This window comes from Reyranella sp. (genome assembly GCF_030651995.1).
In the GTDB taxonomy this organism is placed as follows: domain Bacteria; phylum Pseudomonadota; class Alphaproteobacteria; order Reyranellales; family Reyranellaceae; genus Reyranella.
This window is the reverse complement of the sequence record NZ_JAUSBN010000038.1, coordinates 112,411-138,349: the sequence shown is the minus strand read 5'-3', so window position 1 is coordinate 138,349 and position 25,939 is coordinate 112,411. Positions and strand designations below refer to the sequence as shown.

Sequence of the window (25,939 nt, the reverse complement as noted above, 5' to 3'; positions counted from 1 at the left end):
CTTGCGCGTCCATGACACCTACGACGACATCGTCGACGCCTGCTGCAACGCCTGGAATGGCCTCATCGCTGCTCCCGCGATTCTCGCTTCCATTACTCAACGAGCATGGGCCAGTGCGTCATGAGTTCTGTCGGTTGGTATAATACCAAAGTTTCGAGGCTTTTCGGTCAGCTCGTCAGCAGTCATGCCGCAACGCAGCAAATACGCCCAAGGCCAGCAGCCTGGCCAAGGTGCTGGACGGATCGAAGGCAGCTTCGACGGAGACCGCGGCTTCCGACGCTTCTCCCAGGCTGGCTCCCCCCGCCAGCGCCGCGACGAAGGATGCTTCCGCCGCGTCCAGGCTTGCGAAGGCGGCATCGTCCGGCCGGCGCAGGACCAGCACCGACGCCGGCCCTTCCTCCAGAGAAACGGTCCCGACGGTCGCGCCGGGCTGGGAGCCATGCCAAATCCGGTCGATCGGGTAAGGCGACCGAAGCAGGGTCGCACCGGCCGCCAAAGCCGGCCTCAGGTCGAACAGGCGCTCGGCGGACAGGTGGGCCAGGTCGGAAGCGGTCAGCCTGCCCTCCAGCGGCGCATGGAAAGCGAGGTTCAGGGCCCAATCGAGTTGAGCCATGTCGGCGAGGTAGGGCAGCGCGGCCGCCGGCCCGTAGCCCGAGACGAAGGCCGAAAAGCCCACCCCATACTCGGCCAGCACCGGTTGCCCCGGCAACTCGCGCAACACGAACCCCTCCGCCAAAGTCCGGAAGAACGCCTCGCCGACGATTGCCTGCACGGTCGGGAACGTCGATGCGAGTGCCCCCGCCAGGCTCTGTCCGACGTGATGGCGATGGATGCGCAGGCGCGCCGCGGCGGAGATCGTGTCGCCCACGACGGCATCGGCAAGGTCGGGCCGGTCCTCGCCCGTCAGATGTGCCGCGAAAGCCGCCTGCAGCTCACGCAGCGCGAGCATTGCTCTCTGCCTCGGCTGCGAGCGCTCGGCCCGCCTGCCGCGCCTCATCGAGCAATACGTCGAGAGCCGGAAGATCGGTGTCCCATTCGACCAGCGTCGGGCGCGGCCCGTAGCGGCGCACGATCTCGCCGAACAAACTCCACACGCCCTCGCCGACCCCGCTGCCGTGATCGTCGATCAGGATCGGCTCCCCGTCGGCATCGTTCACGGCGTGGCCGGCCAAGTGATACTGGCCAATCGCCGCCGGCGGCAGCTCCTGGAGCCATGCCCGGGTATCGAGCCGCAGATTGTGTGCCGTGACCACGATGTTGTTGGCGTCGACCAACAGTCCGCAGCCGGTTCGACGGGCGAGCTCGGCCAGGAACTCCGGCTCGGACAAGGTCGAATGCGCGAACGCCAGATAGCAGGACGGGTTCTCGACCAGAACCTGTCGCCCGAGCCGCTCCTGCAGCCGGCGCACATTGCGCTCGACGACCTGGAGCGCCTCCTCGGTGTAGGGCAGCGGCAGCAGATCGTTGAAATAGCGGCCGTCCGTGAAGCTCCAGGACAGATGGTCGGAGACCAGTGTCGGCTCGAGACGGCGGATCAGCGCCGCGACACGATCGAGATGCGCCTCGTCTAACCCGTCGACCGACCCGAGCGAGAGGCCGACGGCATGGACGGAGAATTCATAATCCTCGCGCAGTCTCTCGACAGTCCGAAGCGCCGGCGAGTTCGCGAGGTAATTCTCGGCATGGATCTCGAGAAAGCCGGTCGCCGGCCGGTCGCGCGCGATGTCCGCAAGATGCGGCGAACGCAGCCCGATGCCCGCGACCGGTTGCACGCTCAGCTGGCCGTGAGTTTGCCGCCAACGATCTTCTCGCAGGCGCCCTTGGGCACCGACACCCAGGCGTCGGCCTGCGAATCCTTCTTCGACGTGCCCGCACAGGACGACTTCGCGGTCTGGCAGTCGTTCTTGCCGGCCTTCGCGATGCCGTAGCATTTCTCCATGTTTCCCTGCGCCTGGCTGGTGGCGGCCGGCAGCACGAGCGCGGCGGCGAGGGCCGAGGCGATGGCGAGGCGGGTCGAGTTCATTGTGTCCTCCAGTGAATGACGACGCCCAGTCTATACTGCAGATTGCGGCAACAGGGCGTCGGCCTCGCGATAACGTACCCACAGCGGCGGAGTAACGAAAACTTGTTCGACAAGCCCGGCAATGGACTGCTGAGCCCCGGCGACTTCGTGCGTCATCCCGGCCGCCCGGACTGGGGCCCGGGCCAGATCCAGTCGATGATCGGCCACCGCATCACCGTCAATTTCGAGAATGCCGGCAAGGTCGTCATCGACGGAAACGTCATCGAACTCGCTCCAGACGGCGCATCGCCTCGCTGAGCTCGGCCGGCGTGTTGACGTTCAGGAACGGCGCGGCGTTGCCCGGCCAGACGAGTTCCTCGAAGGCATAACGCTGGGCGAAGGTCTCGACCCGCCGCATGCCCTCCTCGAGGATGGCCCGGCGCAGATCCGCGGCGAGCTTCACCGACCAGACGGCGAGCGTGTGTTCTCGGCGCTTGCCATGGCGCACCATGAGAACGTCCGGTTCGGGCACGTGCATCAGGCCGCACAGCCGGACGGTGAGATCGAGCGGCAGGAACGGCACGTCGGCGGGCGCCGTCAGGACCCAGCCGGAATGAGGGTGATGCCGGCGGGCCCATTCCATCCCGGCGAGGATGCCGGCCAACGGCCCGAGCCGCCGTCCCTCGCGCCGAGCCGCCTCCTGGATATCGGGGGGATCGCCGACCACCGGCACGCCCAGCGCGCGGAACTCCGGCGCCGGGTCGTTGGCCACGATCACGAGGTCCATGACCTGCGGCCGCAGCCGGTCCACGACGTGTGCCACCATGGGCCGCCCCGCGAGCAGCCGCAGCGGCTTGAGCGCGCCCGGTCCCATGCGTCGCCCCTCGCCGCCGGCAAGCACCACGCCCACGACCGCGCCGCTGCGTACGGGCCCGAATTTCTGCACCGTTCTCATCGCCATGGTGGCACTATGCGACGATGAAGAAATCAAGCAAGGGGGAGCCTCCAATGACGTTCAGCATCGCCAAGGCCGCCACGTGGCTTCATCAGGTCGACAAGGCGCGCGCCGTGGTCGGATGGTGGCCGGAACGGTTCGCGACCGACGACGAACGTCTCGCCTACAAGGTCCAGGACGCCTTCCTGAAGAAGCAGGTCGCCAAGCAGGGCCCGCTCGTCGGATACAAGATCGCCCTGACATCGCCGCAGATCCTGGCGCAGACCGGGCTGAAGGGGCCGGCGTACGGGCCGATCCGCAAGAAGCGCGTGTTCAAGCACAAGGCGACGGTTCGCGCCGATCGCTGGACGCGACTGGGCGCCGAACTGGAGATCATCCTGATCGTCAACGCCGACGTGCCGGCGCCAAAGGGCAAGCCCTACGACCGGGACTCGATCGCGCAATATGTCGGCGAAGCCCGCGCCGGGTTCGAATTGATCGAGGACCGCGGAGCCGACTACAGCCGCCTCGCCGTCAATCCGCTGATCATGGATGCCGGCTGGAACGGCGGCTCCTTGCTCGCCAAGCCAAACCGGGACTGGGAGAAGCTCGACCTCGGCAACCTGCACGGCTCCGTCTCCTTCGACGGCAAGGTCGTGCGCGAGGGCCATTCGGGCGACGTGCTGGGCCACTGCTACAATTCGCTGGCTTGGCTGGCGAACAAGCTCGGCGATCACGGCAAGCGCCTAAGGAAGGGCATGATCGTCTCGTCGGGCAGCATGGTCGCCTGTCAGTTCGTACCGCCGGGCAGCACCGCCACCGGCAGGATCGAGGGACTGGGCGAGGTGACGCTCAAGTACGAACTGCCGCGCTAGAGAGCCTGTGCCGGGGCCGGCAAGAGAGCGCCGCCCCAGCCAAGTCTGATCAAACGACGAGGAAGTCGGCCGCCGTGAGGATTCCCGTCGGCGATTGCAGCGTTGCGAATTGAATCGCGAGCCCGCCGCCACTACCGTCGGCGTCGTAGGACAAGGCGCCGGTCCCGGCGTTGAAGACGATCCTGTCGTCCGCCTCCAACGCCGCCGAACCGATCCGGAAGGCGTCGCTGGACAGGGGGCCGACCGACAGTGCGGTGAAGACCGCATCGTCCAGGAGGATGACATCGTCGGCCACATTGAAGTCGGTGATGGTGTCGGAGTTGGTGATGGTGAAGGCGGTGTTGAAGACGAAACTGTCGCTGCCCGCCCCTCCGCTCAGGCGATCGGTTCCAAGCCCACCGTACAGCGTGTCGTCGCCCTCGCCGCCGTCCAGACTGTCAGCACCGTTGCCGCCCATCAGAATGTCGTTGCCGGCACCGCCCTCGATCGTATCGGCGCCCGCCATGCCGTCGATCGTGTCGTTGCCGGCCCCACCGACCAGCCCGTTGCTTCCGCCATTACCGGTCAGGACGTTGTCGTCGTCGTTGCCGCTGCCACTGAGATTGGCCGTGCCGGACAGGATCAGGTTCTCGACGTTGGCGCCCAGCGTCCAGTCCATCGACGACATCACCGTGTCGGTCCCGGCATTGGCAGCTTCCGTCACCGTGTCCGATACGTTGTCCACGATGTAGGTATCGTTGCCGGCACCGCCCGACATCGCATCGACACCCAGGCCGCCATCGAGGACGTTGTTGCCGGCATTGCCAACGAGGGCGTTGTTGAGCGCATTGCCGATACCGTCGATGTTGGCACTTCCGGTCAGCGTCAGGTTCTCGACATTGGCGACAAGGATGTAACTGACCGAACTGTTGACACGATCGGTGCCTTCGCCGGTCGCCTCGATCACCTGATCACCGACCGTATCGACGAAGTAGATGTCGTTGCCCGTACCGCCGATCATGGTATCGGCGCCGCCCCTGCCGTTGAGCGTGTCGTTGCCAACCCCACCATCGAGGATGTTGACGCCACTGTTGCCGAACAGCTCGTTTCCAAGCGAATTGCCGGTGGCGTCGATGGCGGCGCTGCCCAGCAACTCGAGGTTCTCGAGGTTCGCGCCCAGAACGTAGCTGATCGTGCTGATGACATCGTCGATGCCCTCGTTGAGCGCTTCGACAATCACGTCACCGACGTTGTCGACATGGTAGACATCCTGGCCCATGCCTCCCGCCATCGTGTCGGCGCCGACGCCGCCATTGAGAGTGTTGCTGCGCCAGTTGCCGGTCAGCACGTTGTCCAGGTCGTTGCCGGTCGCATTGATGTAGCTGTCGCCCGTCAAGGTGAGGTTCTCGACGTTGGCGCCCAGCGTGTAGCTCACGGAAGCAAGGACCGTGTCGGCGCCCTCTTCCGCCGCCTCCACGACCGTATCCGATACGTTGTCCACGAAGTAGGTGTCGTTGCCAGCTTCGCCGACAAGCAAGTCGATGCCCTCGCCGCCGATCAGCGTGTCGTCGCCAGCTCTGCCGTACAGGGTGTCGTTGCCGAGCCCGCCCTCCAGCACGTTGTCCCCTATGTTGCCGGTCAGGCTATTGTCGAGACCGTTGCCCGTTCCGGCGACGTCGCCGTCGCCCTTCAGCGCCAGGTTCTCGACATTGGCCCCCAGCGTGTAGGCCACCCTGCTCTTGACGAGGTCGATGCCCTCACCCGCGGCCTCGATCACCGTGTCGTCCGCATTGTTGACGACGTAGGTGTCGTCGCCGGCGCCGCCCGACATCGTGTCCGCCCCCGCGCCGCCGTTCAGCCTGTCCGCGCCGGCGCCACCGATCAGCGTGTCGTTGCCCAGACCGCCGTTGATCCTGTCGTTGCCAAGCCCGCCGTCCAGCACGTTGTGCCCGTTGTTGCCAGTCAGGCCGTTGTCGAGGTCGTTGCCCGTCCCGGTGAGGTCGCCGTTACCCAGCAATGCGAGGTTCTCGACATTGGCTCCAAGCACGTAGGCCACGCTGCTCCTGACGAGGTCGGTGCCCTCGCCCACCTGCTCCAGGACCTGGTCGCCGGCATCGTCGACGAAGTAAGTGTCGTCGCCGGTGCCGCCCTCCATCGTGTCGGCCCCGCCACCGCCGTTCAGCCTGTCTGCACCGGCGCCGCCGATCAGCGTGTCGTTCCCCAGACCGCCGTTGATAGTGTCATTGCCCAGTCCACCGTCCAGCACATTGTTCCCGTCGTTGCCGGTCAGGCTGTTGTCGAGGTCGTTGCCCGTCCCGGCGATATCGCCGTAGCCCCGCAACGTCAGGTTCTCGACATTGGCCCCCAGCAAGTGGGTCGCGCTGCTCCTGACGAGGTCAGTGCCCTCGCCCACAAGCTCCACGACCAGGTCGCCGGCATCGTCGACGTAATAGGTGTCATCACCGGTGCCGCCCGACATGGTATCGGCGCCCTCGCCTCCGACCAGAACATCACGGCCCGAACCGCCGTACAGCAAGTCTTCCCCCGCATAGCCATAGAGGATGTCGTTCGCATCCGTGCCGAACAGCTCGTCGTCGAGATTGGTGCCCCTGATCTTCGCCATGACGTCGTCCTCCTTGCTGAGACCAGCAACGTGGCCTTGGCAGCAGTTGAGGGCGTTCAATCAGCGCCCGGTGCCACCTTGGATGGCACCAGTGTCGTGAGCGTGGGTTGCCTGCGAATTTCGGCAGCCTCGTGCATTGTTTCGCTTGTTTCGCGTGCGAACGACCGCCCGCGTCCCGGGCCTGGGCGGCCGCCGGGAGCGGACCTCGCGGCCACCGCCTTCGAGTTACGATTGACGCAGCGGTCTCGGCACGATCATCCCCATGACGCCGGATCCGGCCGGAGCTGGCGCCACGACAGGCGGCGCACCGCATCGCGGCCGACCACCAACGCGTCGTAGTCGGCCGGGAAGAGTTGCGAGATGGCCGGGTCGAGCGCGTTGAGACCGCCGGCATAGGCGCCGAACGCCGGGAGGATGAGCCGGCTGCCGTCGGTGAGGAAGCAGCGGCGGCGCAGGCCGCGTCCCCTTACCGTGAGCGCCGCGACGGGATGATAGTGGCCCGAGACTTCACCCTCGGCTGGCCCGAAGAGAGCCTCATGCCGGAACACCAACGGCCCCGCCTTGATCTCCTCCGCGACCTCCCCCCAGCCGGAAGGCGGCGGCAGGGGATCGTGGTTGCCGGCAATCCACACGAAGCGCGTTCGTGACGCGAGTCGCTCGATCTCTCCACGCTCCTGATCCGGAATCCGCTCGGCTGCTGCACGATCATGGAACGAGTCGCCCAGGCAAACGACGGTGTGCGGTTGCACGGCATCGATCAGCGCCGCCAGCGCCCCCAGGGTCTGCCGCGTGTCGTAGCGCGGCAGCAACTTGCGGGCGTTGACCGCGTAGGACGAGCCCTTCTCCAGATGAAGATCGGCCACCGCCAGCAGCCTCTCGGCCGGCCAGTGCAAGGCGCCCATCGGCAGCGCTTCGAGCGGCTCTCCCGCGCAGATGAACTCAAGCCGGTTCATGAGCCCCCGGGATTCATGCGCCGCCAGATTCCTGCCACGATCTCTCGCAAATTCATGCAATGCACGATTGACCCGATACAGACCCGTACGCAAGGTGGCGTAATGCTTCGCCTTGTGTGTTTCGTCCTTGCCGCGCTCCTGTGCGGTCCGCAGTTGGCCTTCGCGCAGATGCAGCCGCATCGCGCAGAGTACGTGCTGCGACTGGGCGCCGCCGCCAACGCGCCACGCATCGGCACCGCAATCCACGATCTTTCGCAGGATTGCGCCGGCTGGCACCTCAAGCGCGACATCAAGACCGAGATCGCGCTGACCGCGTCATGGAAGATGAGTCTTTCCTCCAGGCTCGATGCCGAGGAGCCCCGCAGCGGCAACAGCCTCCGCTACCAGACCACGCAGGTTCAGAACGGCAACAAGCGCGAGACGAAGGGGCGGATCCAGCGCACGCAGGGCGAGTTGCGCGCCGAAATCGCGACGGCCGGCGGCCAGCCCTCTCAATTTTTCCTGCCCTTCGCAACATTGATGCCGGTGGCCGCCATCGATCATCTTACCGAACGGCTCCGTGCCAACGCCGCTTCTTTTCCCGCCCTGATGTTCGATCCGGAGGTGATGGGGGACGGGTTCCTGATCGACGTGACGCAGCTGGAAGATGACCGCTTGCGGGCGTCGCGGCCGACGGACAAGCCCGTCACCACACCCAAGGGCAAGTCATGGCCGGTGTTCATGACTTTCACCCGCGGTCGCGACCAGGCCCAGCGCCCGCTCTTTTCGGTGACGGCCCAGGTGTTCGAGAACGGCGTCCTCGACCGGCTCACAGTCGATACCGGCCTGATTGCGGTCACCGCGGATCTCCAGAGCCTCGAGATGCGGCCGCTGCCAAACTGCCCCCGCTCCTGACCCGGTCGCGGCCGGTCATCCGTTCATTCGACAGGTGCGTATGCCGCACATGTCGGTTTCGATCGTCTGGTTCCGTAACGACCTCCGCCTTTCGGACAATCCCGCGCTGATCAAGGCGCTGGAGTCGGGGCACGCGGTCGTACCGGTATTCGTGCTGGACGGGGAAACCGGCGGCGTCAGGGCACCCGGTGCCGCCTCGCGCTGGTGGCTTCATTACAGTTTGCAGTCCCTCGAGGCGTCCCTCCGAAGGCTTGGATCGCGCCTGGTTCTGCGCCGCGGGCCAGCCGAGAAGGTGCTGGGCGACCTCGCGACAGAATATGGGGCCACGTCGGTTTACTGGAACCGCGCCTACGACCGGGGCTCCCGCGAGCGTGATACGCGCCTAAAGAAGGCGTTGTCGGAGCGGGGCATCTCGGTCGAGAGCTTCAAGGCCAACCTTCTCTTCGAGCCCTGGGAGATAACCACCCAGAGCGGCGGCGCGTTCAAGGTCTTCACTCCCTTCTGGCGAGCCTGCCGCGCGGCACCGCCGCCCGGCGCGCCACTGCCTGCCCCGAAGAGTCTGCCGGCTCCTGACTCGTGGCCGACCAGCGAACCGCTCGCCTCGTGGCGCCTGCTGCCGACCGCGCCCGACTGGGCGGGCGGAATGCGCGTCGCCTGGACGCCCGGTGAGGACGGCGCGCAGCAGCGGCTCACACATTTCCTCGACGATGCGCTCGAGCACTATCGCAATGCGCGCGACCTCCCGGCGGTGGAAGGAACGTCCCGCCTGTCACCCCATCTCGCTTTCGGTGAGATCTCGCCCCGTCAGGTCTGGCAGGCCACGATGACTCGGGGAGCCTCGGCCGCAACGGAGAAGTTCCTGTCGGAAATGGGCTGGCGCGAATTCGCCTACCACCTCCTCTTTCACAACGGCGACCTGGCGGAACGCAACTTCCGGCCCGAGTTTGATGCGTTTCCATGGGCGGATCCGGAAGAAGCGCTGGCCGCCTGGCAAGGCGGGCGAACGGGCTATCCCATAGTCGATGCCGGGATGCGCGAGCTCTGGGCGACCGGGTGGATGCACAACCGCGTGCGCATGATCGTGGCGTCGTTTCTGACCAAGGACCTGTTGATCGACTGGCGCCAGGGCGAACGCTGGTTCTGGGACACGCTGGTCGACGCGGACCTCGCGAACAACGCGACCGGCTGGCAATGGGTCGCCGGCTGCGGCGCCGATGCCGCCCCCTACTTTCGTGTCTTCAATCCCGTCCTCCAGGGCGAGAAATTCGATCCCGACGGGGACTATGTCCGGCACTGGGTACCCGAACTCGCCCACCTGCCCAACGACACGATTCATCGTCCATGGGCAGCGGCTGTGCCGGCCGACGTGTACCCGGGGCAGATCGTGGAGCACGGCGCCGCCCGGAATCGGGCACTGGCCGCCTTCCAATCCATCAAGAAATCAGCTTAGAAGCATCCAGGGAGAGCTTTCGGAATGAAAATCGCCGTCATCGGCGCCGGCGTGTCCGGTCTTGGGGCCGCCTGGCTCCTCAGCCGCAGCCACGACGTGGTCGTCTACGAACGGGAGAACCGCTTCGGCGGACACTCCTGCACGGTCGAAGCGCCGACGAAGCAAGGGCGCCTGCCGGTCGATGTCGGCTTCATCGTCTTCAACGAGCGCAACTATCCCAATCTCATTGCCCTCTTCGACCATCTCGGCGTGCCGACCGAACCGTCGGACATGTCGTTCGCCGTCAGCCTCGATGACGGCGGGTTCGAATACGCAAGCTCGTTCGCCGGCTACTTCGCCCAGCGCAGAAACCTCGCCCGCCCCTCCTTCCTGCGCATGACGCACGACATCCTGCGTTTCAACCGCATGGCGCCGCAGCTTCTCGACAAGGCCGAGGATCTCGACTTCACCATCGGCGACTTCATCGAACAGGCGGGCTTCGGTGCAGCCTTCCGCGACCGCTATCTCGTGCCCATGGCGGCTTGCATCTGGTCGACGCCAACCGGACGCATGCTCGATTATCCTGCCCAGACGTTCGCCCGATTCTTCAACAATCACGGGCTCCTGTCGATCGGCCGACAACTGCAGTGGCGCACAGTGAGCGGCGGCAGCCGCTCCTATGTCGAGCGGCTCGTGGCACCGCTGCGCGCCCGTGCACGGCTGGCGACGCCGGCCAGCGCGGTCCGGCGCACTGCGCAAGGTGTGGAAGTGCGCGACGCGGGCGGTCACTGGGATCGCTTCGACAGGGTCGTGCTCGCCTGCCATGCCGATCAGGCGCTTTCCCTGCTTACCGACGCCGACGAGAGGGAGCGCGACCTGCTGGGCCGCTTCGCCTACTCTACGAACGAGGTATGGCTGCACGGGGACGAGAGCCTGATGCCGAAGCGCCGCAGCGCCTGGGCGAGCTGGAACTACGTTGCCGACAGCCGCAGCCGCGACAGCAACGTCAGCGTGACCTACTGGATGAACCGCTTGCAGAACCTGCCGGACAGCGCGCCGCTCTTCGTCTCCGTGAACCCGGGTCGGGTGCCGGCGCCGACGGCGGCGCATTCACGCTTCTCGTTCGAGCATCCGATGTACGACGCGGGCGCGATCCGCGCACAGCGCGATCTGCATCGCATCCAGGGTGTGCGCGACACCTACTTCTGCGGCAGTTACTGCGGGTACGGATTCCACGAGGACGCGCTTTCGGCAGGCCTCGACGTCGCCGAGCAGCTCGGCGTCCATCGGCCCTGGCCACGTCCCGACGAGCACCGCCGGATCGGCGATCCGCCGCGCGTCGTGGCCGACCGACCCGCCCTCCCGCCGCTGCCGATTCCGGTCGCGGCGCGGGTCGCGACGGAAACGACGTGAGCGGCGCGTCCCCTCATTCGATCGTCGACGCCACCGTCGTGCATCGCCGGCTCAGGCCACGCGAGAACGCGTTCCGGTACAAGGTCGGCTATCTCTGCCTCGGCCTCGATTCGCTCGAAAGTGCCGCCGGCCGCTGGCTCAAGCTCGAGCGCCGCGGCGCCGTCTCCTTCCGGCGCGCCGACCATGGCGCGCGGGACGGTTCGGATCTCAAGGCCTGGCTGAAGGACATCCTGCAGAAGCAGGGCGTGCAAGACATCTGCGACGGCGAGGTCGTGCTGATGACCATGCCGCGCATGCTGGGCTACGTGTTCAATCCGGTAAGCTTCTGGTTCTGCAGAGACCGCAAGGGCGCTCTTCGGGCTGTCCTTTGCGAGGTCAACAACACGTTCGGCGAGAGCCATTGCTACCTCGTCCATCACGAGGACGGTGCGCCGATCAGGCCAGACCAGTGGCTCGAAGGCCGCAAGGTCTTCCACGTCTCGCCCTTCCTGCCGATCGAGGGCGGCTATCGCTTCCGCTTTCGGCTCGACGACGAGCGTGCCCATGTCGACGTGAACTACCACGATTCCCAGGGCCTGATGCTCGCCACCTCGGTCGGCGGCCGGCGCGAGCCGCTGGACGACCGCGGTGTCTTGCGGCGCTTTCTCGCAAACCCGACCATGACCCTTGGCGTCGTGGTTCGCATCCACTGGCAGGCCTTGCATCTGTGGCGGAAGCGGGCGAGATTTTACGCCAAGCCAGCACCGCCGTCGGAGCTCGTGACCCGTTGACATCATCTCGGACCGCATGACCTTCGCCGCCCGGTTTGTCCTGAAATCCCTGGAACGTCTGTCCGTCGGTCGCCTGAATGTGCGACTTCCCGACGGCAGCGTGCGCTCGTTCGGCAGGGCCGACGCATCGCCACATGCCGAGATCGACGTGCGCGACTGGCGCTTGTTTCGCCGGGTCCTGCTCGACGGCGACATGGGATTCGCAGAAGCCTACATGGAGGGCTTCTGCGATTCACCCGACCTGCCAACCTTGATCGGCCTGCTGCTCGCCAACGAACAGGCGCTGGGCAAGATCACGCGAACGAATTTCTTCCATGGCCTGCTGCTGAAGTTGCTGCACCGGCGACACGAGAACACCCGTGAGGGATCGAAGAAGAACATCCATGCCCACTACGACCTGGGCAACGAGTTCTACGGCCTGTGGCTCGATCCCTCGATGACCTATTCTTCCGCCCTGTATGAGGGCGAGGTGGAGAAACCACTCGAGGTCGCCCAAATCGCCAAGTATGAGCGCATCCTGACCCAACTCGGCGCCCGCCAGGGCGACAGCATCCTAGAGATCGGGTGCGGCTGGGGCGGCTTTGCCGAAGTCGCCGCCCGGCGTGGCATGCGTGTCACCGGCGTGACCATCTCCAGGGAGCAGCTGGACTATGCCCGCGCCCGCCTGGAGCGGGCAGGGCTGGCGGACCGGGTCGACCTGCAGTTCCGAGACTATCGCGACATCGAGGGCCAGTACGACCATATCGTGTCGATCGAGATGATCGAAGCCGTCGGCGAACGATACTGGCCCGACTATTTCGCGACGCTGAAACGTCATGTGGTGCCTGGCGGTTCGGCGATCGTGCAGGCCATCGTGATCGCCGATGATTTCTTCGAGCGCTACCGCAAGCATCCGGAATTCATCCAGACCTACGTCTTTCCCGGCGGCATGCTCCTGTCGCCCTCCAGCCTGCGCGAGCAGTGCCGGCAGGCCGGCCTCAAGGTGGCCGAACTCTACAGTTTCGGACTGGACTATGCGCGGACGCTGGAAACCTGGCTGGGCCGCTTCGACGGGGTGGCCGACCAGGTCGACCGCATGGGCTTCGATGAGCGCTTCCGCAGAATGTGGCGATATTATCTCGCCTATTGTGCCGCAGGCTTCTCGACGCGCCGCACGGACGTTTTGCAGGCACACTTCAGGCATATATAACTGTCGGCAATCAAAAGGCCGCCCGGTCAAAGGTGAGCCGAACAGGAAGGCAAAATCCGCGTGCATTCGCCCAAGTCCGGCCCCGGCTCGACGACGTCCATAAGACTGCGCTTCGACCGTCTCGTCGCCTACTCCACCAATCAGCTCCCGCTCAACATGGCGGCCCTGCCGGTGGTTCTGAACGTCAGCCATTTCTATGGAGAGGTGCTCAAGGTGCCACTCGGCATCATGGGCCTGATCTTCATCACGACGCGCGTGATCGACGCCATCCAGGATCCGGTGATCGGCCTGATCAGCGACAAGTTCACCCATCGCGGCCCGCGCGGACGTCTCACCTTCGTGGCGCTGATGCTGCCGCTGCTGATCGGCGGCTTCTACATGCTGTTTCATCCACCGGAGTCCCTGTTCACCCAGCCCGTATGGCTGGCGACCTGGCTGTTCGTGGCCCTCTTCGTGGTCCATCTCGGCTATGCCGGCGTGTCGATCAGCTATCACGCCCACGGGGCGGAGCTGACCGACGACTACAACGAGCGAACCAGGGTGACGGTCGGCCGCGAGGTCTTCGGCCTTATCGGCATGACCCTGGCGGTGGTGCTCCCCACCTACTTCACCGCTCAGATGGGCGAGCATGCCGGCTACGTTTACATGGGGCTGATCTTCATCCCCATCGCCGTGCTGTTCTCTCTGCCGACCCTGCTCTGGTCGCCGCCCTCGGTGCATCCGCCGGTCGTGCGGGAGAATCCGGAGATCCATGTCCGGTACTTCCGCGACTGGTTGATCGGCCTGGTGCCGTGGCTTGCCCGGCCGACCCGAAACATGGAGCGAAGCGCCACGGTCAAGACGCTGATCCCGTTCTTCGCGCCGCTGAAGAACAAGCTGTTTCGTCGCCTGCTGCTCGTGTTCATCGTCAACGGCGCCGCGCTGGGCGTCGCGGTTTCGGTGATGCTCTTCTACGTCGAGCATGTGCTGAAGGGGAACAAGCTGCAGGCCGGGATCATCCTGCTGGTCTATTTCGGCGCCGCCGCCGCCAGCGTGCCGCTCTGGATGCTGCTGTCGCAGCGCTACAGCAAGACGACCGCCTGGTTCATCGCCATGGTCCTGACGGCCGTGTCGATGTCGTTCGGCGTCTTCCTCGGCGCCGGCGACTTCGTCTGGTTCATGCCGATCGCCGTCATCACCGGCCTCGGCATCGGGGCCGACTACGGCCTGCCGCCATCGGTCCTCGCCGACATCATCAACTCCGACGAGGGCAAGGACACGAAGGGCGACACCGGCGCCTATTTTGGCCTGTGGGCGCTGTCGACCAAGCTGGCGACGGCCATCGGCGCCGCCGGCTCGCTGCCGGTGGCCGCGCTGCTGGGATTCAATCCTTCCCAGGGGCTGTACAGCGGGACGGCGTTAATCTTCGTCTACATCGTCGTTCCGGTGATCATCAAGATCATTGCGGCGCTGCTCATCTGGTACATCCGGATCGAGGCCGACCGCGGGTCCGTGCGCGACGAGCTCCTGGGACGGGGCGTCGCCAGGATTCACTGAGCGAGGAAATCGAGCCTCTGCGGCTGACGCAGGCCGAAATCATACGACTGGCCCCAGCAGTCCCGGGCCAGCGTGGCGAAGACGTTGCGGAAGTCGACCGTGTGCCTGAGGTCGCCATCCTGGAGATCGGACAGCGACGGATAGGCGCCGTAAAGGCCGCCCTTCACGCCGCCCCCCATGACGAACTGGGGCGCTGACGTGCCATGGTCGGTGCCGCCGCTGGCGTTCTGCTTGGCGCGCCGACCGAACTCCGAATAGGTCATCACCACCACGTCCTTCCAGAGGTTGGCGGCGATCAGGTTCCGGCGCAGGACCGCAAGGTTGGACGCCAGGAACCCCAGCAGGCGCTCGTGCGTCGGCGTCTGGTTCGCATGCGTGTCGAAGCCACCCAGCGCCACCTTGATCGCCACCACGGGCACGCTGGCGGAGAGTACACGTGTGGCGAGATCGAGTTGGCGGCCCAGCAGAAGTTCCTGCGGATAGGCTTCGGCCGGCGCCGGCGCGTCGCGCAGCCGGTCGCGCAGGCCAGCGGCCGCGGCGTTGATCTCCTGCCGCACCGCCAGCAGGTGGCGCAGCGCCGGATTGCCGCCGTCATTCATTGCCGACTCCGCGGCGACGCCATTGGCCTGGCGCAGGAAGTTCTCGGCGTCCTGCATCACGATGGTGCGCAGTGATGGGCCGGTCGACGGCAATGCGTTGGTGTCCGCAACGATGCAGTCGACACCGATCCCCTTGCCCAGCCGGGCGCCCCTGAAGGTTTGGGCGATCCAGCCTTCGCTCAGCGTCTGGGATGCAGCGGAGGCGGTGTCCCAGATCTCGATCGAGCGGAAGTGCGAGCGGTTCGGATAGGGGTAGCCGACGCCCTGGACGATCGCGAGGTCGCCCGCCCTCCAGGAGTCCATCAGCGGCAAGAGCTTTTCGTGCAGGCCGACCTTCTCATCGAGCTGCACGACCCTCTCGCGGGACACGCCGATGCCGGCACGCAGTTCGCGGTATCTGGGATCGGCATAGGGCACGAGCGTGTTTAGCCCGTCGTTGCCGCCCTTCAGTTCGACCAGCAGGAGAATACGGCTCACGGCATCCTCCTCACTTCAACTGGTAGGCCGTGTCGAGCAGCGCCGCTGCCACGATCGCGCCCGCAGTCCCGCTGGCATCGACGCCATCGACCGGCTGACGCGGCAGCAGCGTTTGCAGGAGCACGGCGCTGTCGACACCCGCCAGCGTCGGGCCGAGGCGCACCTCGTTGCCGGCATTGCGCAGGCTGCGGCCTTCGACCGGGCGCGGCGGATCCATCATCTGCATGGTCTCCGCGGCGGGAAGCTGCTCGCGGCGGTCGGCGCGCCGGTTGGGACGATCGGCCATCCGCATGCCGCCATCCATCGGCGCCACGCTGGTCGCCTCGATCATGCGCCGCAGGAACTGCTGGCGCAGCAGCAGCGTGTAGGTCGAGATCCAGCTCTCGCCGCCGGCCCAGCCTTTCACGTTCGGCGGGTCGAACGGCACCTGCCCCAGGCCCTGCAGCATACGGACGAGTCCGGTCTTCTCGGGTACTGGGAGGCCGAGCACACGGACCGAGCCGACGATGAGGTCGACCGGTGACTTGATGAGGGCGCCCCGGTTGGCGGGGTCGCGGAAGGCCGCCGACAGGAGGAGCGCCCGCATCAGCGGCTTGATCTCGTAGCCACCCTGGCGGAATCCGCCCGCCAGGCGCGTCACTTCGGCGGGATCGGGCTTCAGCGACACGAACTCGCGCCACAGTTTCTCGACGATCATCTCGGCCGTGCGCGGTTGGGCCAGCAGGATCGTCAGGATCTCGTCGCCGCCGAAGCGGCCAGACTTGCCGAGGAAGGTCTTCTGGCCATCGTCGTGCCGGTCCGGATGCTCGACGAACTGCCCTGACTCGCGGTCGACGCTCCAGCCGGTGAAGGCACGCGCCACCGCCTTGATGTCGGCTTCGCCGTACCGGCCCTCGCCCAGGGTGAAAAGCTCGAGCAACTCGCGGGCAAAATTCTCGTTGGGCTGGCGCGCCACCGATCCCCTGCCGTCGAGATAGATGAGCATCGCCGGGTCGCGCGCGACGGACCTCAGCAGGCTCGCGTAATTGCCCAGCGCCTCGCGCCGGAACAGGGCGTTCTGGCGGAACAAGGACGACGGATGGCGCACTTTCATCAGCGAGGAAGTGAAGTGCCCGTGCCAGAACAGGGTCATGCGCTCGACCAGTGGCTGGTCGGTCGTGATCATCTCCTCGACCCACCAGTTCCTCAACTCGCGGCCCTGCTCCCGGACCGGCAGCATAACCTCCAGCACCTTGCCGTCGACCCCCTGCTTGCGCTGGGCTTCGGCCGACTTCTGACGCCGCTGCAATTCGGCCGGGCCCATGCCGATCCAGTCGGGCGCGGGCGTCATCGCCTCGCGCCGGGGATTGGTCAGCAGGCGGTCGACGGCGCTGGCATAGGCGACCGTCTCGAGCGAACGGATCTCCGCCGGCGTCATGCCGAACGAGGTACGCGACAGAAGATGCCGCGCGTCGTCGAAGCCCATCGCCAGTGTCGCGCGCGCTGGCGCCACGGACCAAAGGCCCGTCGAGAGACCGGCGGAGAAGGCTGCGGCCCCTCCCACGAAACTGCGACGCCTCAGGCGTGTGCTCACGACAGGCCTCCTATTGTGGCGGACGCGGCGGGCCTCCGCCCGGCGGGCGATGAGGCGGTGGTGGCGGTGGCGGCGAAGCGACACGGTCGATGAGCAGCCTTTGCAGGCGTTCGCGCTGACCGGGCCGGAGACTCGGCTCGAGCTGGGTCAACGTCCGCAGCGTCTCCTTCTGCTGCTCGGCGCGCAACTGACTGACCTGATCGACGAGGGCATCGATCTTCGCCATGTCGCGGGGCATGCGGGAAATTTCCAGGCTTGTCTGCTCGCGGAGGCGTGCAATCGCCTGCAGGCGCTCGCGTCGCTCCTTCGCATACTGATCGAACAGGTCCTGCATGACCTTGCGCTGGTCGGCATCGAGATCGAGATCGCGCACCACCATCTCAACCGGATTGAGGCGCGGACCGCCCGGCTGCCCCGGCAGGCCGGGCGCTCCGCGCGGTGGGGGCGGCATCCCGTGCATGTCGAACGGCGGCGCGATCCAGCTGCGGTAGATGAAGCCCGCAAGGACGAAAGTGTTCAATAGCAGCGAGAGGCCGAGCAGAATCTGGATCAGGCGCGAGGTCATGTCAGATGCCGTCGCCGGCGAAGAACTCGCTGACCTCGTTCGAGGCAGTGCTCGTCGTACTTACGGTCTCGGTCGCCGAATGGCCCTCGCCTTGCCGGGCGAGCGATTCACTCAACCCACCACCCACCATGAAGCCACCGGCCGCAATCACCACGGCCGCCACCGCCATGACGCCCTGCTGGAGGGCATGACGCGAACGTCCGAACAGCCATCTGCTGAAAAGGCCGCCCGACGCGATCGTGCGCTCGGCCTCGAAGCCAACCAGCGCGCGGGCGCGCACGACCATTCGCTCGGGCGCGGCCGGCAGGGGCTTGCCGAGAATATCGGCGAGGTCGAGAGCGGCGCGCCGCAGCGCCGGGTCCGCCGCCACAGCCGCCTCGATCGGCCCGGCGGCTTCCTCGGTCAGACGGCCTTCGAGCCAGGCGGCGAGGTCCATTTCGCTCACCGCTGCAGGGGCGGAGACAGGCGCAACGGGGGACTGGATGGCGAGGTTCCGCCACAGCTCCTTGTCGCTCCTCGGGGTCCGCTGGGTGTTCATAGGTCGCTCCTGCTCATACTACGCCAAAACATGGCGATTCATCCCCCATCGCCGGGACCTTCCTCCCGGAAATGCGCACGCAGCCTCAGCAAAGCCTTGTGATGGGTACTCCGGATGGTCTGCGCATCGACGGACAGCAGCCGTGCAACTTCCGTGACGTCGCGCTCCTCGTCGTAGAGGTATTTCAGGACGAGAACCTGCCGGGCCGTCAGCAGGCCATCGGGGATCCTGAGTTTCTCCACATGGCGATCCTCCACCCCCAGAAAAGCCTCCGGGACGTCATCGATCGGCTCGGTGGCCTGACGCCGGCGCCGCAGATGGTCGATGGCGCAGGATCGCGATACCACGGACAGCCAGGTCGGCAGGCCGGCGCGGGCCGGATCGTAGGTTTTCAACAGCCTGAAGTCCTGGGCGCATAGCCGGACGAAGACGTCCTGGGCGGCGTCCATGACATCCTCTTCGCTCAGCCGGTAAGCGCTGAGGGTCCGGCGGACGACGGCGTTGATCAAGGGCGCGGCGGCCACCACGAACGCATCCCATGTGCGTTTGTCGCCTCTGGTAAGCGCCTGCAGATCGATCAGGTTCAGTTCAGCCACACCCACGATCTTTCCGCCGGTCCGCCCTGCAGTTTAACAGGCTTTGTGGCCAAATGAGGCCCCGCTACAGTTCTCCTACCATTTGAGGAGCATCGATGAGCGAATCGCTGACACGGCAACTGAAATTCACCAAGCATGCGGTTCGCGGCAAGGGTGTGGTCGTCGCCCAGAACGCAAAGGCAGCCGAAGTCGGCGCCTCGATCCTGCGCAAGGGCGGCAACGCCATCGACGCAGCGGTCGCCACCGGCATGGCCATCGGCGCGCTCGAACCCTGGATGAGCGGTATCGGTGGCGTCGGCTTCATGACGATCTGGAGCGCCAAGGAGGGTCGCGCCTGGACGGTCGACTACGGTCCGGTCTCCGCAAAGAAGCTCGATCCGTCGGTCTACGAGATCGTAGGCCCCGGCCCGGCCAATCCCTTCGCCTGGCCCGACATCAAGGAGCAGCGCAACGAGGTCGGCTACCACTCGATCGCCGTGCCCGGCATGGTCGCGGGCCTCGCCAAGGCGCTGGAACGCTTCGGCACGGTCGCCTGGAAGGACGTGCTCCAGCCCGGGGTCGAGCTTGCCCAGCGCGGTATGGAACTCGACTGGTACATGCAGGTGATGATCGCCAACGGCGCGAGGCATCTCGAGAAATACCCCGCCTCCAAGGCCAGCTACCTGTGCGACGACGGCCGCGTGCCGGCGAGCGACTGGGCCGGCACCCGGCGCTACATCAAGCTCGGCAATCTCGGCGAAACCATGCGGCGCCTCGCCGAAGGCGGCCCGCGCGAGTACTATGAAGGCAGCCTCGCGCGCGACATCGCCGCCGACCTGCAGGCCGGTGGCTCGGCCATCTCCTACGAGGATCTCGCGAGCTACGAGGCCAGGATCGTCGATCCCCTCGCCTTCGAGCACAATGGCGTCACGGTAAACGTCGCGGGCGGCCTCACGGCCGGTCCGACTCTGCGCCGCGCCATCGAGCTCGCCGGCGCCGCGACCAGGGGCAAGGGCGCGCCCGGCGCCGAGTTTTTCGCCGCCATCGCCGAGGGCATGCACAAGGCCTACGACGAGCGGCTGAAGACACTGGGCGACAAGCCGACCGACACCTGCACCACGCATTTCTGCGCCGCCGACTCTGAGGGCAACATGGTGGCGCTGACCCAGACGCTGATGAGCCTGTTCGGCTCCTGCGTGATGCTGCCGAAGACCGGCATCACCATGAACAACGGCATGTTGTGGTTCGATCCCGAGCCCAACCGGCCGAACTCGATCGCCCCGGGCAAGAAGCCGCTTTGCAACATCTGCCCGGTCGTCGTGGTGAAGGACGGCCAGCCCTGGTTCTGCATCGGCGCGTCGGGCGGACGGCGCATCGTGCCGGCCGTCTCCCAGCTCTCGCTGATGCTGATAGACCGGGGTATGGACGTGGAAGCGGCCTTCCATCAACCGCGAGTCGACATTTCCGGCGTTGGGCCGATCCGGGTGAACCGCGACCTGCCCGACGAGGTCAAGCAGGCGATCGCGGCCAGGCTGCCGATGGTCGAGGTCGACAATCCGGTTTCGCCGCTGGGCTTCGCCAACCCGTCCTGCATCGTGCGCGATCCCAGGACTGGCGAGCTCACCGGCATGAACGAGATCATGTCGCCCTGGGCGGGCGGCGCGGCACAGTAGGCCCTGACGCCCTCCCGCCGGCGCCCGGCCGGCGGGAGAAGGAGTTCCCGGACCTGCCCCGGTTGTTCAGCGATGCCCGGGCGGCTGGGAGATCCGGTCGACGATGGCAATGCCCACGGCCGACAGGATGAACAGAGCGTGGATGATCGACTGCCACATGATGGCGGCTTCGGTATAGGCGGCGTCCGGCTTACCGAGACTGCCGGCCTCGATGAAGGTCCGAAGCAGGTGGATCGACGAAATCCCGATGATCGCCATCGCCAGCTTGATCTTGAGGACGCTCGCATTTACGTGGCTCAGCCATTCCGGCTGGTCGGGATGGCGGTTCAGCTCCATGCGCGACACGAAGGTCTCGTAACCGCCCACGATCACCATGATCAGCAGGTTGGAGATCATGACCACGTCGATCAGGCCCAGGACGATCAGCATGGCCTGCAGTTCGGTCACGCTGGGGCTCTCGACGACGAGGTGCAGGAGTTCCTTCAGGAACAGGAAGACGTAGACGACCTGCGCCACGATCAAGCCCAGATAGAGCGGAAGCTGAAGCCATCGTGACGCGAAGATGAACCGGGGGATCGGCCGAAGGCTGCGGGGGTCACGTACGGGTTCGGAACGCGCTTCTTCGGTCGCCATATAAGCCCTCTTCGGAGTGTTGGGAGCGGGCATTTGCCCTATCCCGCCGCCCCTTGCAACCGGCCTGCGGTTACACTCCCAAGTCGGCCTGATCCTTGTCGGCAGCCAGCAAGGCGGAGAGTTCGTCAGGGTCGACAGGCACGACCTGGCGGGTCTGGCCGGGCGCCGGGGTCGCCGGAAGGTGGAGCATCGTCGCCGTTCGCAGATAGGCCCCGAAGCTCAGACCCTCCAGGGGCTGCTCCTCGGTAACGACACGATAGGTGCCGGCGGGCTGCACCCCATCCACCGCGGAGAGGGTGAACGGACAGGTGAACGTTACGGACGTGAGCGTCGTGCGCGTGGACATCATCCCCCTTGGCGCAAGACCTCGCGGGACGCTGCGCAGCCGCCCATTCTCATATGGGGCGACGGCTCGGGATTGTCAGGAGCGACGGCGGATTAATCGACCGTGTCAGCCAGCCGCCGCAGCCGGCACATTCGCAGGCGCCGGTACCGGAGGCAGCCCCTCCCCTCCCGGGTCGTTGGACGCCGAGCCGGTGTGCACCACGACATTGGCGCCATCCTTCGCGAACTCGAAACCGAGCGCCGGAAAGGTGCTGAACATGCGCTTCATGGCCTCACGCTGGATCGCCGCCGGATTGCCCGGCCGGGCCGTGAACTTGAACCGCACCAGGATGGCATTGCCCGTAATGTCCGCGACACCCTGCATCTTGAAGGGCGCCAGGATCTGGCTGGCCAGGGCCGGCATCTCCATCATGTCGGCGCCGATCTTCTTCGACGCCTTGCGCAACTTCTCGATGTCCGTGTCGCGGGCAAAGCGCAGGTTGAACTTCGTCGTGATCCAGTCGCGGCTGAAGTTGGTGATCTGGCCGAGCTGGCCGAACGGGATCGTGTGCACCTGGCCGTTCTGGTGCCGCAGCTTGATCGAGCGCAGGGTAAAGCCCTCGACCGTGCCCTTGGCCTTGCCGCAGTCGATGTACTCGCCGACCCGGAATGCATCGTCGGACAGGTAAAACAGGCCCGACACGATATCCTTCACCAGAGTCTGGCTGCCGAACGAGATCGCAATGCCGAACACCGAGGCGCCGGCGATCAATGGGGTGATATTGATGCCGAAATCCTGCAGCGCGACCATCACGGCGACGAGAATGATCAGCACGGCTGCGGTGCGCCGCATCAGCGGCATCATGGTACTGATTCGTGAGGCCGGCCCGGCAGCCGCATCCCCATCGGCGATCGCCTGCGCGGCATCCTTGGTCTTCGGCCCCATATAGGGGTCGGTCATGTACTTGAAGAGCTCCCACGCGACGAAGGCCACGAACAGCGTGGCACCGGCCGTGCGCGAGGAACTCGTGAGCTGCTCCCATTCGCTGACGTTCACCAGGCCGAGCACGTTCACGACCCAGCTTTCGGCGACCATCACCGCGACGGCGATGAGAACGGCAACACGGATGCAGCGCGCCACGACGTCGGGCAGCTTCGGCGTCGAACTGGCCGGCGTCCGGCCGGCAAGCTGGGAATCGAGGCGGCGGACGAAGGCCTGCATCAGCGTCTCGAAGATCAGTACGCCAACGACCAGGTTCAGCGTCAGAACCATCGCCGAACCGACATGCACGGACCCGGAGACGGCCCCGTAGATGAGCGTCACGCCCAGGGCGATGAAGAACAGGGGTGCAATGGGAATCCACCGGCGGCCCAGGCCGCCGATCACCGGCGCAAGCTCTCCCAACCCGCCGAACCATTGCTGCGCGGCGACACGCGACCGGTAGGCCAGCCACAGGAACGTCGCAAGATAGAGGAAGCCGCCCACGACCTGGAAGGCCGCGATGGCATCCGCCGGCGTGCGAATGGCGACCAGGATCTGACCCAGGATGCGCATGAGGACGATGACCAGCATCACCACGGCGATCCGCAGGTACATGACCTTCGCCTCCCGATCGTCGACCGCACAGAGACGCGCGCTCGCCAGTTCGGGCTGCAGGACGACGCGGACCAGCAGCATATAGAGCCGCCAGGAGAAGATGCCGGCCAGCACGGCTGCGGCCAGCCTGTCCTGCCCCGTGGTGCCGGTGAACCAGAGGCCCGTCGCCGCATTGCAGATCAGCCAGACGGCAAGCACACCCAGCCCATCCAGAATCGCAAGACCCGCGAGGTAGGCGATCGACCGCACGCCGAGTTCGGGCCCGGCATTCGCCGCCAGCCTCAGCCTGAACCGGTGGAGCAGGAGGCGCAGCATGGCTTCGGCTGCGACGGCGACCACGCCCACGACGCAGAGAAGCAGCAGGAAGGTCGACGCGCCCCGTCCGCCCGCCGCCTGCTGGTCGAGAAGGCTTGCAATGCGCGCGAGTTCGGTACCGAGCGTGGGAAGGGCGTTGACGACCTTCACTGTGCCATCGATGAAAGCGGCAAACGGATCGGGGCCCGTTTTCGTTTCGACCCGCACGATCTTGGGCGGCGGCGGCGCCTTGGACTTCGACTTGGATTCGGATGCGGCGGGGGCCGGAGCAGGCGCGGCGGCCGGCGCAGGCGCGCCTTCAGCCTTCAGCTTCTCGGAAACCGAATTGCTGATCGCATCGACCAACGAGTCGAATTGCTGCTGCGAAAGCCCGGCGGGCGGAGAGGCCGGCGTCTGCGCCTGTGCCGGAACGCCCATCCCCAGGGCAAGCGTCAACGCCAAAGCAAGCGTGCGAAGAGCGTTCACGATCCATATCCTTCCGTAAGCCAATGCCCGCACAGGCGGCATAGCCCCTTCCTACACCACTTTCCGTAAGATTTCGAACCGCGACGCCTGTTCTGGAGATCAAGCGGACAACCGCCGTTCGATGAAATCGAGCATCGCTCGGGCACAGAGGTCGGGATGCGTCGCCGCGACGTGATAGGAATCACCCGGCACCACCATGAACTCCGATTTCGGGATCATCTGCTGCCATTCGCGAACCGCTTCGACCGACCCGAGCCCGCTGCCGTCAGTTGTCACCACGAGCGTCGGACAGGTGATGGACGGCAGGTCGGCGCACACGTCGATGCCGGGCACGGAGCGGATGAAGCCAAGCTGAGTCGAAAGCGGCGTCCTGCCCATCAGCTTGGCCCAGCCCTCCATCATCGCCGGGTCGCATCTGCTGCCGAGTCGCCCCGGCATGGTCCAGCGCGCCCAGCTCTCCACGCCGTTCTTCTCGATATGATCGAGCCACGCGGCCGCACGTGCGCCGACGGAGACCTCGCCTGAGACGATACCGCCCAGAACCGCCAGCGAGCGCACCCTGCCGGGATGGCGGGCGGCCAGACGCATCGCCAGCGGACAGGCCACCTTGGCCGCGCCGACATGGAAAGAGGCAAGCCCCAGCGAATCCGCCAGGGCGATGAAGTCGTTGATCAGCCTGTCCACCGACCATTCATACTCGAGCGCCATGGACGTCGACCGTCCGAATCCGCGCATGTCGGGCCGAATCACGCGGAAGTGGCGGCCCAGCGCCGGCATCAAGGCGTTCCACGCCTCGCTGCTCTCGGCGTTGCCGTGCAGCAGCAGCATGGCCTGGGGCTCCGACCAGGAATCAGCGAAGCACTCGTCGCGATAGTGCATGTCGAGATCAGGCGTGATCCTCGCTTGCGGCATGGATCGCTCCTATTCGGGCTGGATGCCGGCGGCGCGGATCAGCTCGCCCCATTTGTTGACGTCGTCGCGGATCAACCGGGCGAAGTCCGCCTGCTCCATCGGCGCGGGCTGAGCGCCCTGCTGCTCGAGCTTGGCGCGTATGTCCGGCTCGGCAAGAACGGCGCGAAGTTCGGTGTTCAGCTTCTGCACGACCGGCATCGGCGTCGCGGACGGCACCAGGATGCCATTCCAACCCAGCACCTCGTAGCCCGGCACGCCGGCTTCCGCGATGGTCGGGACGTCGGGCAAAAGCGGCGACCTGGTGAGCGTGCTGACGCCCAGGGCGCGAAGGCGGCCGTCCCTGACCAGCGGCACGGCGGTGATGGGCGTATCGAAGAACACCATCACTTCCCCACTCATCAGCGCCTGCTGGGCGGCCGGCGCACTGCGATAGGGGACCTGCGTCAGCTCGATGCCGGTCCTTGAACGGAACAGCTCAGCACCGAGATGCGCCAGGCTGCCGGCGCCGACCGAGGCGAAGGTGACGCGGTCCTTCTTCGCCAGCGCGATCAGCTCCTGCACGTTCTTCACGGGCAACGATGGGGGCACCAGCAGCACCAGCGACACGGTTGTGAGCGTCGTGATGCCCGTGAAGTCGCGCAACGTGTCGTACGGAAGCTGCTTCTTCAGCGTCGGGTTCACCGGATGGCTGGGATAGACCATGAGCAGCGTGTATCCGTCCGGCGCCGCGCGGGCCGCCACCTCGGTACCGATAATGCCGCTCGCCCCGGGCCGATTGTCGATCATTACCGGCTGCCCCAACCGCTCGGAGAGGCGGGCGCCCACGATGCGGGCGACGATGTCGGTGATGCCGCCCGCTCCTGTCGGAACGACGATGCGGATCGGTTTGGACGGATAGACCTGTGCCCGTGCCGCCGACGAAACGAAACCGGAAGCGAAAACAGACAGGATCGCCGCGCCTGCGGCGCGTCTCGACATCATCATCCGACGTTCCCTTCCCTCTTCTTTGTCCGGCGAGGCTAGGAAGCGGATCGGAGCACGGCAAGGCGACCCTTCTGCACCGTGGTGCGGCCTTGCCATCAAGCGAGTGGCTCGT

The 25,939-nt window shown here is 66.1% G+C and carries 25 protein-coding genes; 9 read left to right on the top strand and 16 right to left on the bottom strand.

The annotated features are described in order from the left end of the window. Window positions 1-175 precede the first annotated feature (175 nt). Genes Q7V45_RS11525 through Q7V45_RS11515 form a run of 3 tightly spaced genes read right to left on the bottom strand, consistent with a single transcriptional unit; the run spans window position 176 to window position 2,023 of the window. Window positions 176-949, bottom strand: a complete 774-nt coding sequence (locus Q7V45_RS11525; protein WP_304851857.1) for a DNA-binding domain-containing protein — start codon at window positions 947-949, stop codon at window positions 176-178. After that, window positions 933-1,772, bottom strand: a complete 840-nt coding sequence (locus tag Q7V45_RS11520; protein ID WP_304851854.1) for a DUF692 domain-containing protein — start codon at window positions 1,770-1,772, stop codon at window positions 933-935. Before Q7V45_RS11520 ends, Q7V45_RS11525 begins: the two co-directional genes overlap by 17 nt. A 2-nt stretch (window positions 1,773-1,774) precedes the next feature. Beyond that, window positions 1,775-2,023 carry a DUF2282 domain-containing protein gene (locus Q7V45_RS11515; RefSeq protein WP_304851851.1) on the bottom strand — a complete coding sequence of 83 codons (249 nt, stop codon included), beginning with the start codon at window positions 2,021-2,023 and terminating at the stop codon, window positions 1,775-1,777. Between the two features lie 102 nt (window positions 2,024-2,125). Between Q7V45_RS11515 and Q7V45_RS11510 the strand changes: the two genes are divergently transcribed. Beyond that, on the top strand, window positions 2,126-2,320 hold the full coding sequence (locus tag Q7V45_RS11510) for a DUF3553 domain-containing protein (protein WP_304851848.1): 195 nt from the start codon (window positions 2,126-2,128) through the stop codon (window positions 2,318-2,320). Here the strand turns inward: Q7V45_RS11510 and mobA are convergent. Further along, window positions 2,283-2,963 (bottom strand): molybdenum cofactor guanylyltransferase MobA, encoded by a 681-nt coding sequence (gene mobA / locus Q7V45_RS11505; RefSeq protein WP_304851845.1) that lies wholly within the window; start codon window positions 2,961-2,963, stop codon window positions 2,283-2,285. The two genes, Q7V45_RS11510 and mobA, sit on opposite strands and share 38 nt — an antisense overlap. Window positions 2,964-3,010: 47 nt before the next feature. On the opposite strand from mobA, the gene Q7V45_RS11500 reads away from it, so the two are divergent. Then, window positions 3,011-3,811, top strand: a complete 801-nt coding sequence (locus Q7V45_RS11500) for a 2-keto-4-pentenoate hydratase (protein WP_304851842.1) — start codon at window positions 3,011-3,013, stop codon at window positions 3,809-3,811. 49 nt (window positions 3,812-3,860) lie between these two features. Here Q7V45_RS11500 and Q7V45_RS11495 read toward each other — a convergent pair whose 3' ends face one another. Continuing rightward, on the bottom strand, window positions 3,861-6,413 hold the full coding sequence (locus Q7V45_RS11495) for a calcium-binding protein (protein ID WP_304851839.1): 2,553 nt from the start codon (window positions 6,411-6,413) through the stop codon (window positions 3,861-3,863). A gap of 254 nt (window positions 6,414-6,667) precedes the next feature. Beyond that, window positions 6,668-7,366, bottom strand: a complete 699-nt coding sequence (pdeM, locus tag Q7V45_RS11490) for a ligase-associated DNA damage response endonuclease PdeM (RefSeq protein WP_304851836.1) — start codon at window positions 7,364-7,366, stop codon at window positions 6,668-6,670. A gap of 15 nt (window positions 7,367-7,381) precedes the next feature. Between pdeM and Q7V45_RS11485 the strand changes: the two genes are divergently transcribed. The 6 genes from Q7V45_RS11485 to Q7V45_RS11460 are packed head-to-tail and all read left to right on the top strand — an operon-like array spanning window position 7,382 to window position 14,597. Beyond that, the gene (locus Q7V45_RS11485; protein WP_304851833.1) at window positions 7,382-8,260 is read left to right on the top strand and encodes an EipB family protein; all 879 of its coding nucleotides are present in this window, start codon (window positions 7,382-7,384) and stop codon (window positions 8,258-8,260) included. Between the two features lie 49 nt (window positions 8,261-8,309). Further along, the gene (locus tag Q7V45_RS11480) at window positions 8,310-9,710 is read left to right on the top strand and encodes a deoxyribodipyrimidine photo-lyase (protein WP_304851829.1); all 1,401 of its coding nucleotides are present in this window, start codon (window positions 8,310-8,312) and stop codon (window positions 9,708-9,710) included. A 24-nt stretch (window positions 9,711-9,734) separates the two neighbouring features. Then, window positions 9,735-11,102 carry an NAD(P)/FAD-dependent oxidoreductase gene (locus Q7V45_RS11475; protein WP_304851826.1) on the top strand — a complete coding sequence of 456 codons (1,368 nt, stop codon included), beginning with the start codon at window positions 9,735-9,737 and terminating at the stop codon, window positions 11,100-11,102. After that, window positions 11,099-11,872 (top strand): DUF1365 domain-containing protein, encoded by a 774-nt coding sequence (locus tag Q7V45_RS11470; RefSeq protein ID WP_304851823.1) that lies wholly within the window; start codon window positions 11,099-11,101, stop codon window positions 11,870-11,872. Before Q7V45_RS11475 ends, Q7V45_RS11470 begins: the two co-directional genes overlap by 4 nt. A gap of 16 nt (window positions 11,873-11,888) precedes the next feature. Then, window positions 11,889-13,061, top strand: a complete 1,173-nt coding sequence (locus Q7V45_RS11465) for a cyclopropane-fatty-acyl-phospholipid synthase family protein (protein WP_304851821.1) — start codon at window positions 11,889-11,891, stop codon at window positions 13,059-13,061. 60 nt (window positions 13,062-13,121) lie between these two features. Continuing rightward, window positions 13,122-14,597, top strand: a complete 1,476-nt coding sequence (locus tag Q7V45_RS11460; protein ID WP_304851818.1) for an MFS transporter — start codon at window positions 13,122-13,124, stop codon at window positions 14,595-14,597. Here Q7V45_RS11460 and Q7V45_RS11455 read toward each other — a convergent pair. Genes Q7V45_RS11455 through Q7V45_RS11435 form a run of 5 tightly spaced genes read right to left on the bottom strand, consistent with a single transcriptional unit; the run spans window position 14,591 to window position 18,945 of the window. Further along, window positions 14,591-15,673, bottom strand: coding sequence for a DUF1501 domain-containing protein (locus tag Q7V45_RS11455; RefSeq protein ID WP_304851815.1), 1,083 nt, complete (start codon window positions 15,671-15,673; stop codon window positions 14,591-14,593). The two genes, Q7V45_RS11460 and Q7V45_RS11455, sit on opposite strands and share 7 nt — an antisense overlap. A 10-nt stretch (window positions 15,674-15,683) precedes the next feature. Next, window positions 15,684-17,246, bottom strand: coding sequence for a DUF1800 family protein (locus Q7V45_RS11450; RefSeq protein WP_304851812.1), 1,563 nt, complete (start codon window positions 17,244-17,246; stop codon window positions 15,684-15,686). Between the two features lie 10 nt (window positions 17,247-17,256). Beyond that, entirely contained in the window at window positions 17,257-17,811 is a 555-nt protein-coding gene (locus Q7V45_RS11445) for a Spy/CpxP family protein refolding chaperone (RefSeq protein WP_304851809.1), read from the bottom strand. 1 nt (window position 17,812) lies between these two features. Further along, window positions 17,813-18,349 (bottom strand): hypothetical protein, encoded by a 537-nt coding sequence (locus tag Q7V45_RS11440; RefSeq protein WP_304851806.1) that lies wholly within the window; start codon window positions 18,347-18,349, stop codon window positions 17,813-17,815. Between the two features lie 38 nt (window positions 18,350-18,387). Further along, the gene (locus Q7V45_RS11435; RefSeq protein ID WP_304851802.1) at window positions 18,388-18,945 is read right to left on the bottom strand and encodes an RNA polymerase sigma factor; all 558 of its coding nucleotides are present in this window, start codon (window positions 18,943-18,945) and stop codon (window positions 18,388-18,390) included. A gap of 95 nt (window positions 18,946-19,040) precedes the next feature. Between Q7V45_RS11435 and Q7V45_RS11430 the strand changes: the two genes are divergently transcribed. Beyond that, window positions 19,041-20,597 carry a gamma-glutamyltransferase family protein gene (locus Q7V45_RS11430; RefSeq protein WP_304851799.1) on the top strand — a complete coding sequence of 519 codons (1,557 nt, stop codon included), beginning with the start codon at window positions 19,041-19,043 and terminating at the stop codon, window positions 20,595-20,597. Window positions 20,598-20,663: 66 nt separating this feature from the next. Here the strand turns inward: Q7V45_RS11430 and Q7V45_RS11425 are convergent, their stop codons facing one another. The 5 genes from Q7V45_RS11425 to Q7V45_RS11405 all read right to left on the bottom strand — a co-directional run bounded on the left by Q7V45_RS11425 (window position 20,664) and on the right by Q7V45_RS11405 (window position 25,827). Continuing rightward, window positions 20,664-21,230: a TIGR00645 family protein gene (locus tag Q7V45_RS11425; protein WP_304851796.1), complete on the bottom strand. Its 567-nt coding sequence runs from the start codon at window positions 21,228-21,230 to the stop codon at window positions 20,664-20,666. 70 nt (window positions 21,231-21,300) lie between these two features. Beyond that, window positions 21,301-21,576 (bottom strand): hypothetical protein, encoded by a 276-nt coding sequence (locus tag Q7V45_RS11420; protein WP_304851793.1) that lies wholly within the window; start codon window positions 21,574-21,576, stop codon window positions 21,301-21,303. 105 nt (window positions 21,577-21,681) lie between these two features. Next, window positions 21,682-23,931 (bottom strand): mechanosensitive ion channel family protein, encoded by a 2,250-nt coding sequence (locus Q7V45_RS11415; RefSeq protein WP_304851789.1) that lies wholly within the window; start codon window positions 23,929-23,931, stop codon window positions 21,682-21,684. A 99-nt stretch (window positions 23,932-24,030) separates the two neighbouring features. Next, window positions 24,031-24,843 (bottom strand): alpha/beta fold hydrolase, encoded by an 813-nt coding sequence (locus Q7V45_RS11410; RefSeq protein ID WP_304851785.1) that lies wholly within the window; start codon window positions 24,841-24,843, stop codon window positions 24,031-24,033. A gap of 9 nt (window positions 24,844-24,852) precedes the next feature. After that, window positions 24,853-25,827, bottom strand: coding sequence for a tripartite tricarboxylate transporter substrate binding protein (locus tag Q7V45_RS11405; protein WP_304851782.1), 975 nt, complete (start codon window positions 25,825-25,827; stop codon window positions 24,853-24,855). Between the last annotated feature and the right edge of the window lie 112 nt (window positions 25,828-25,939).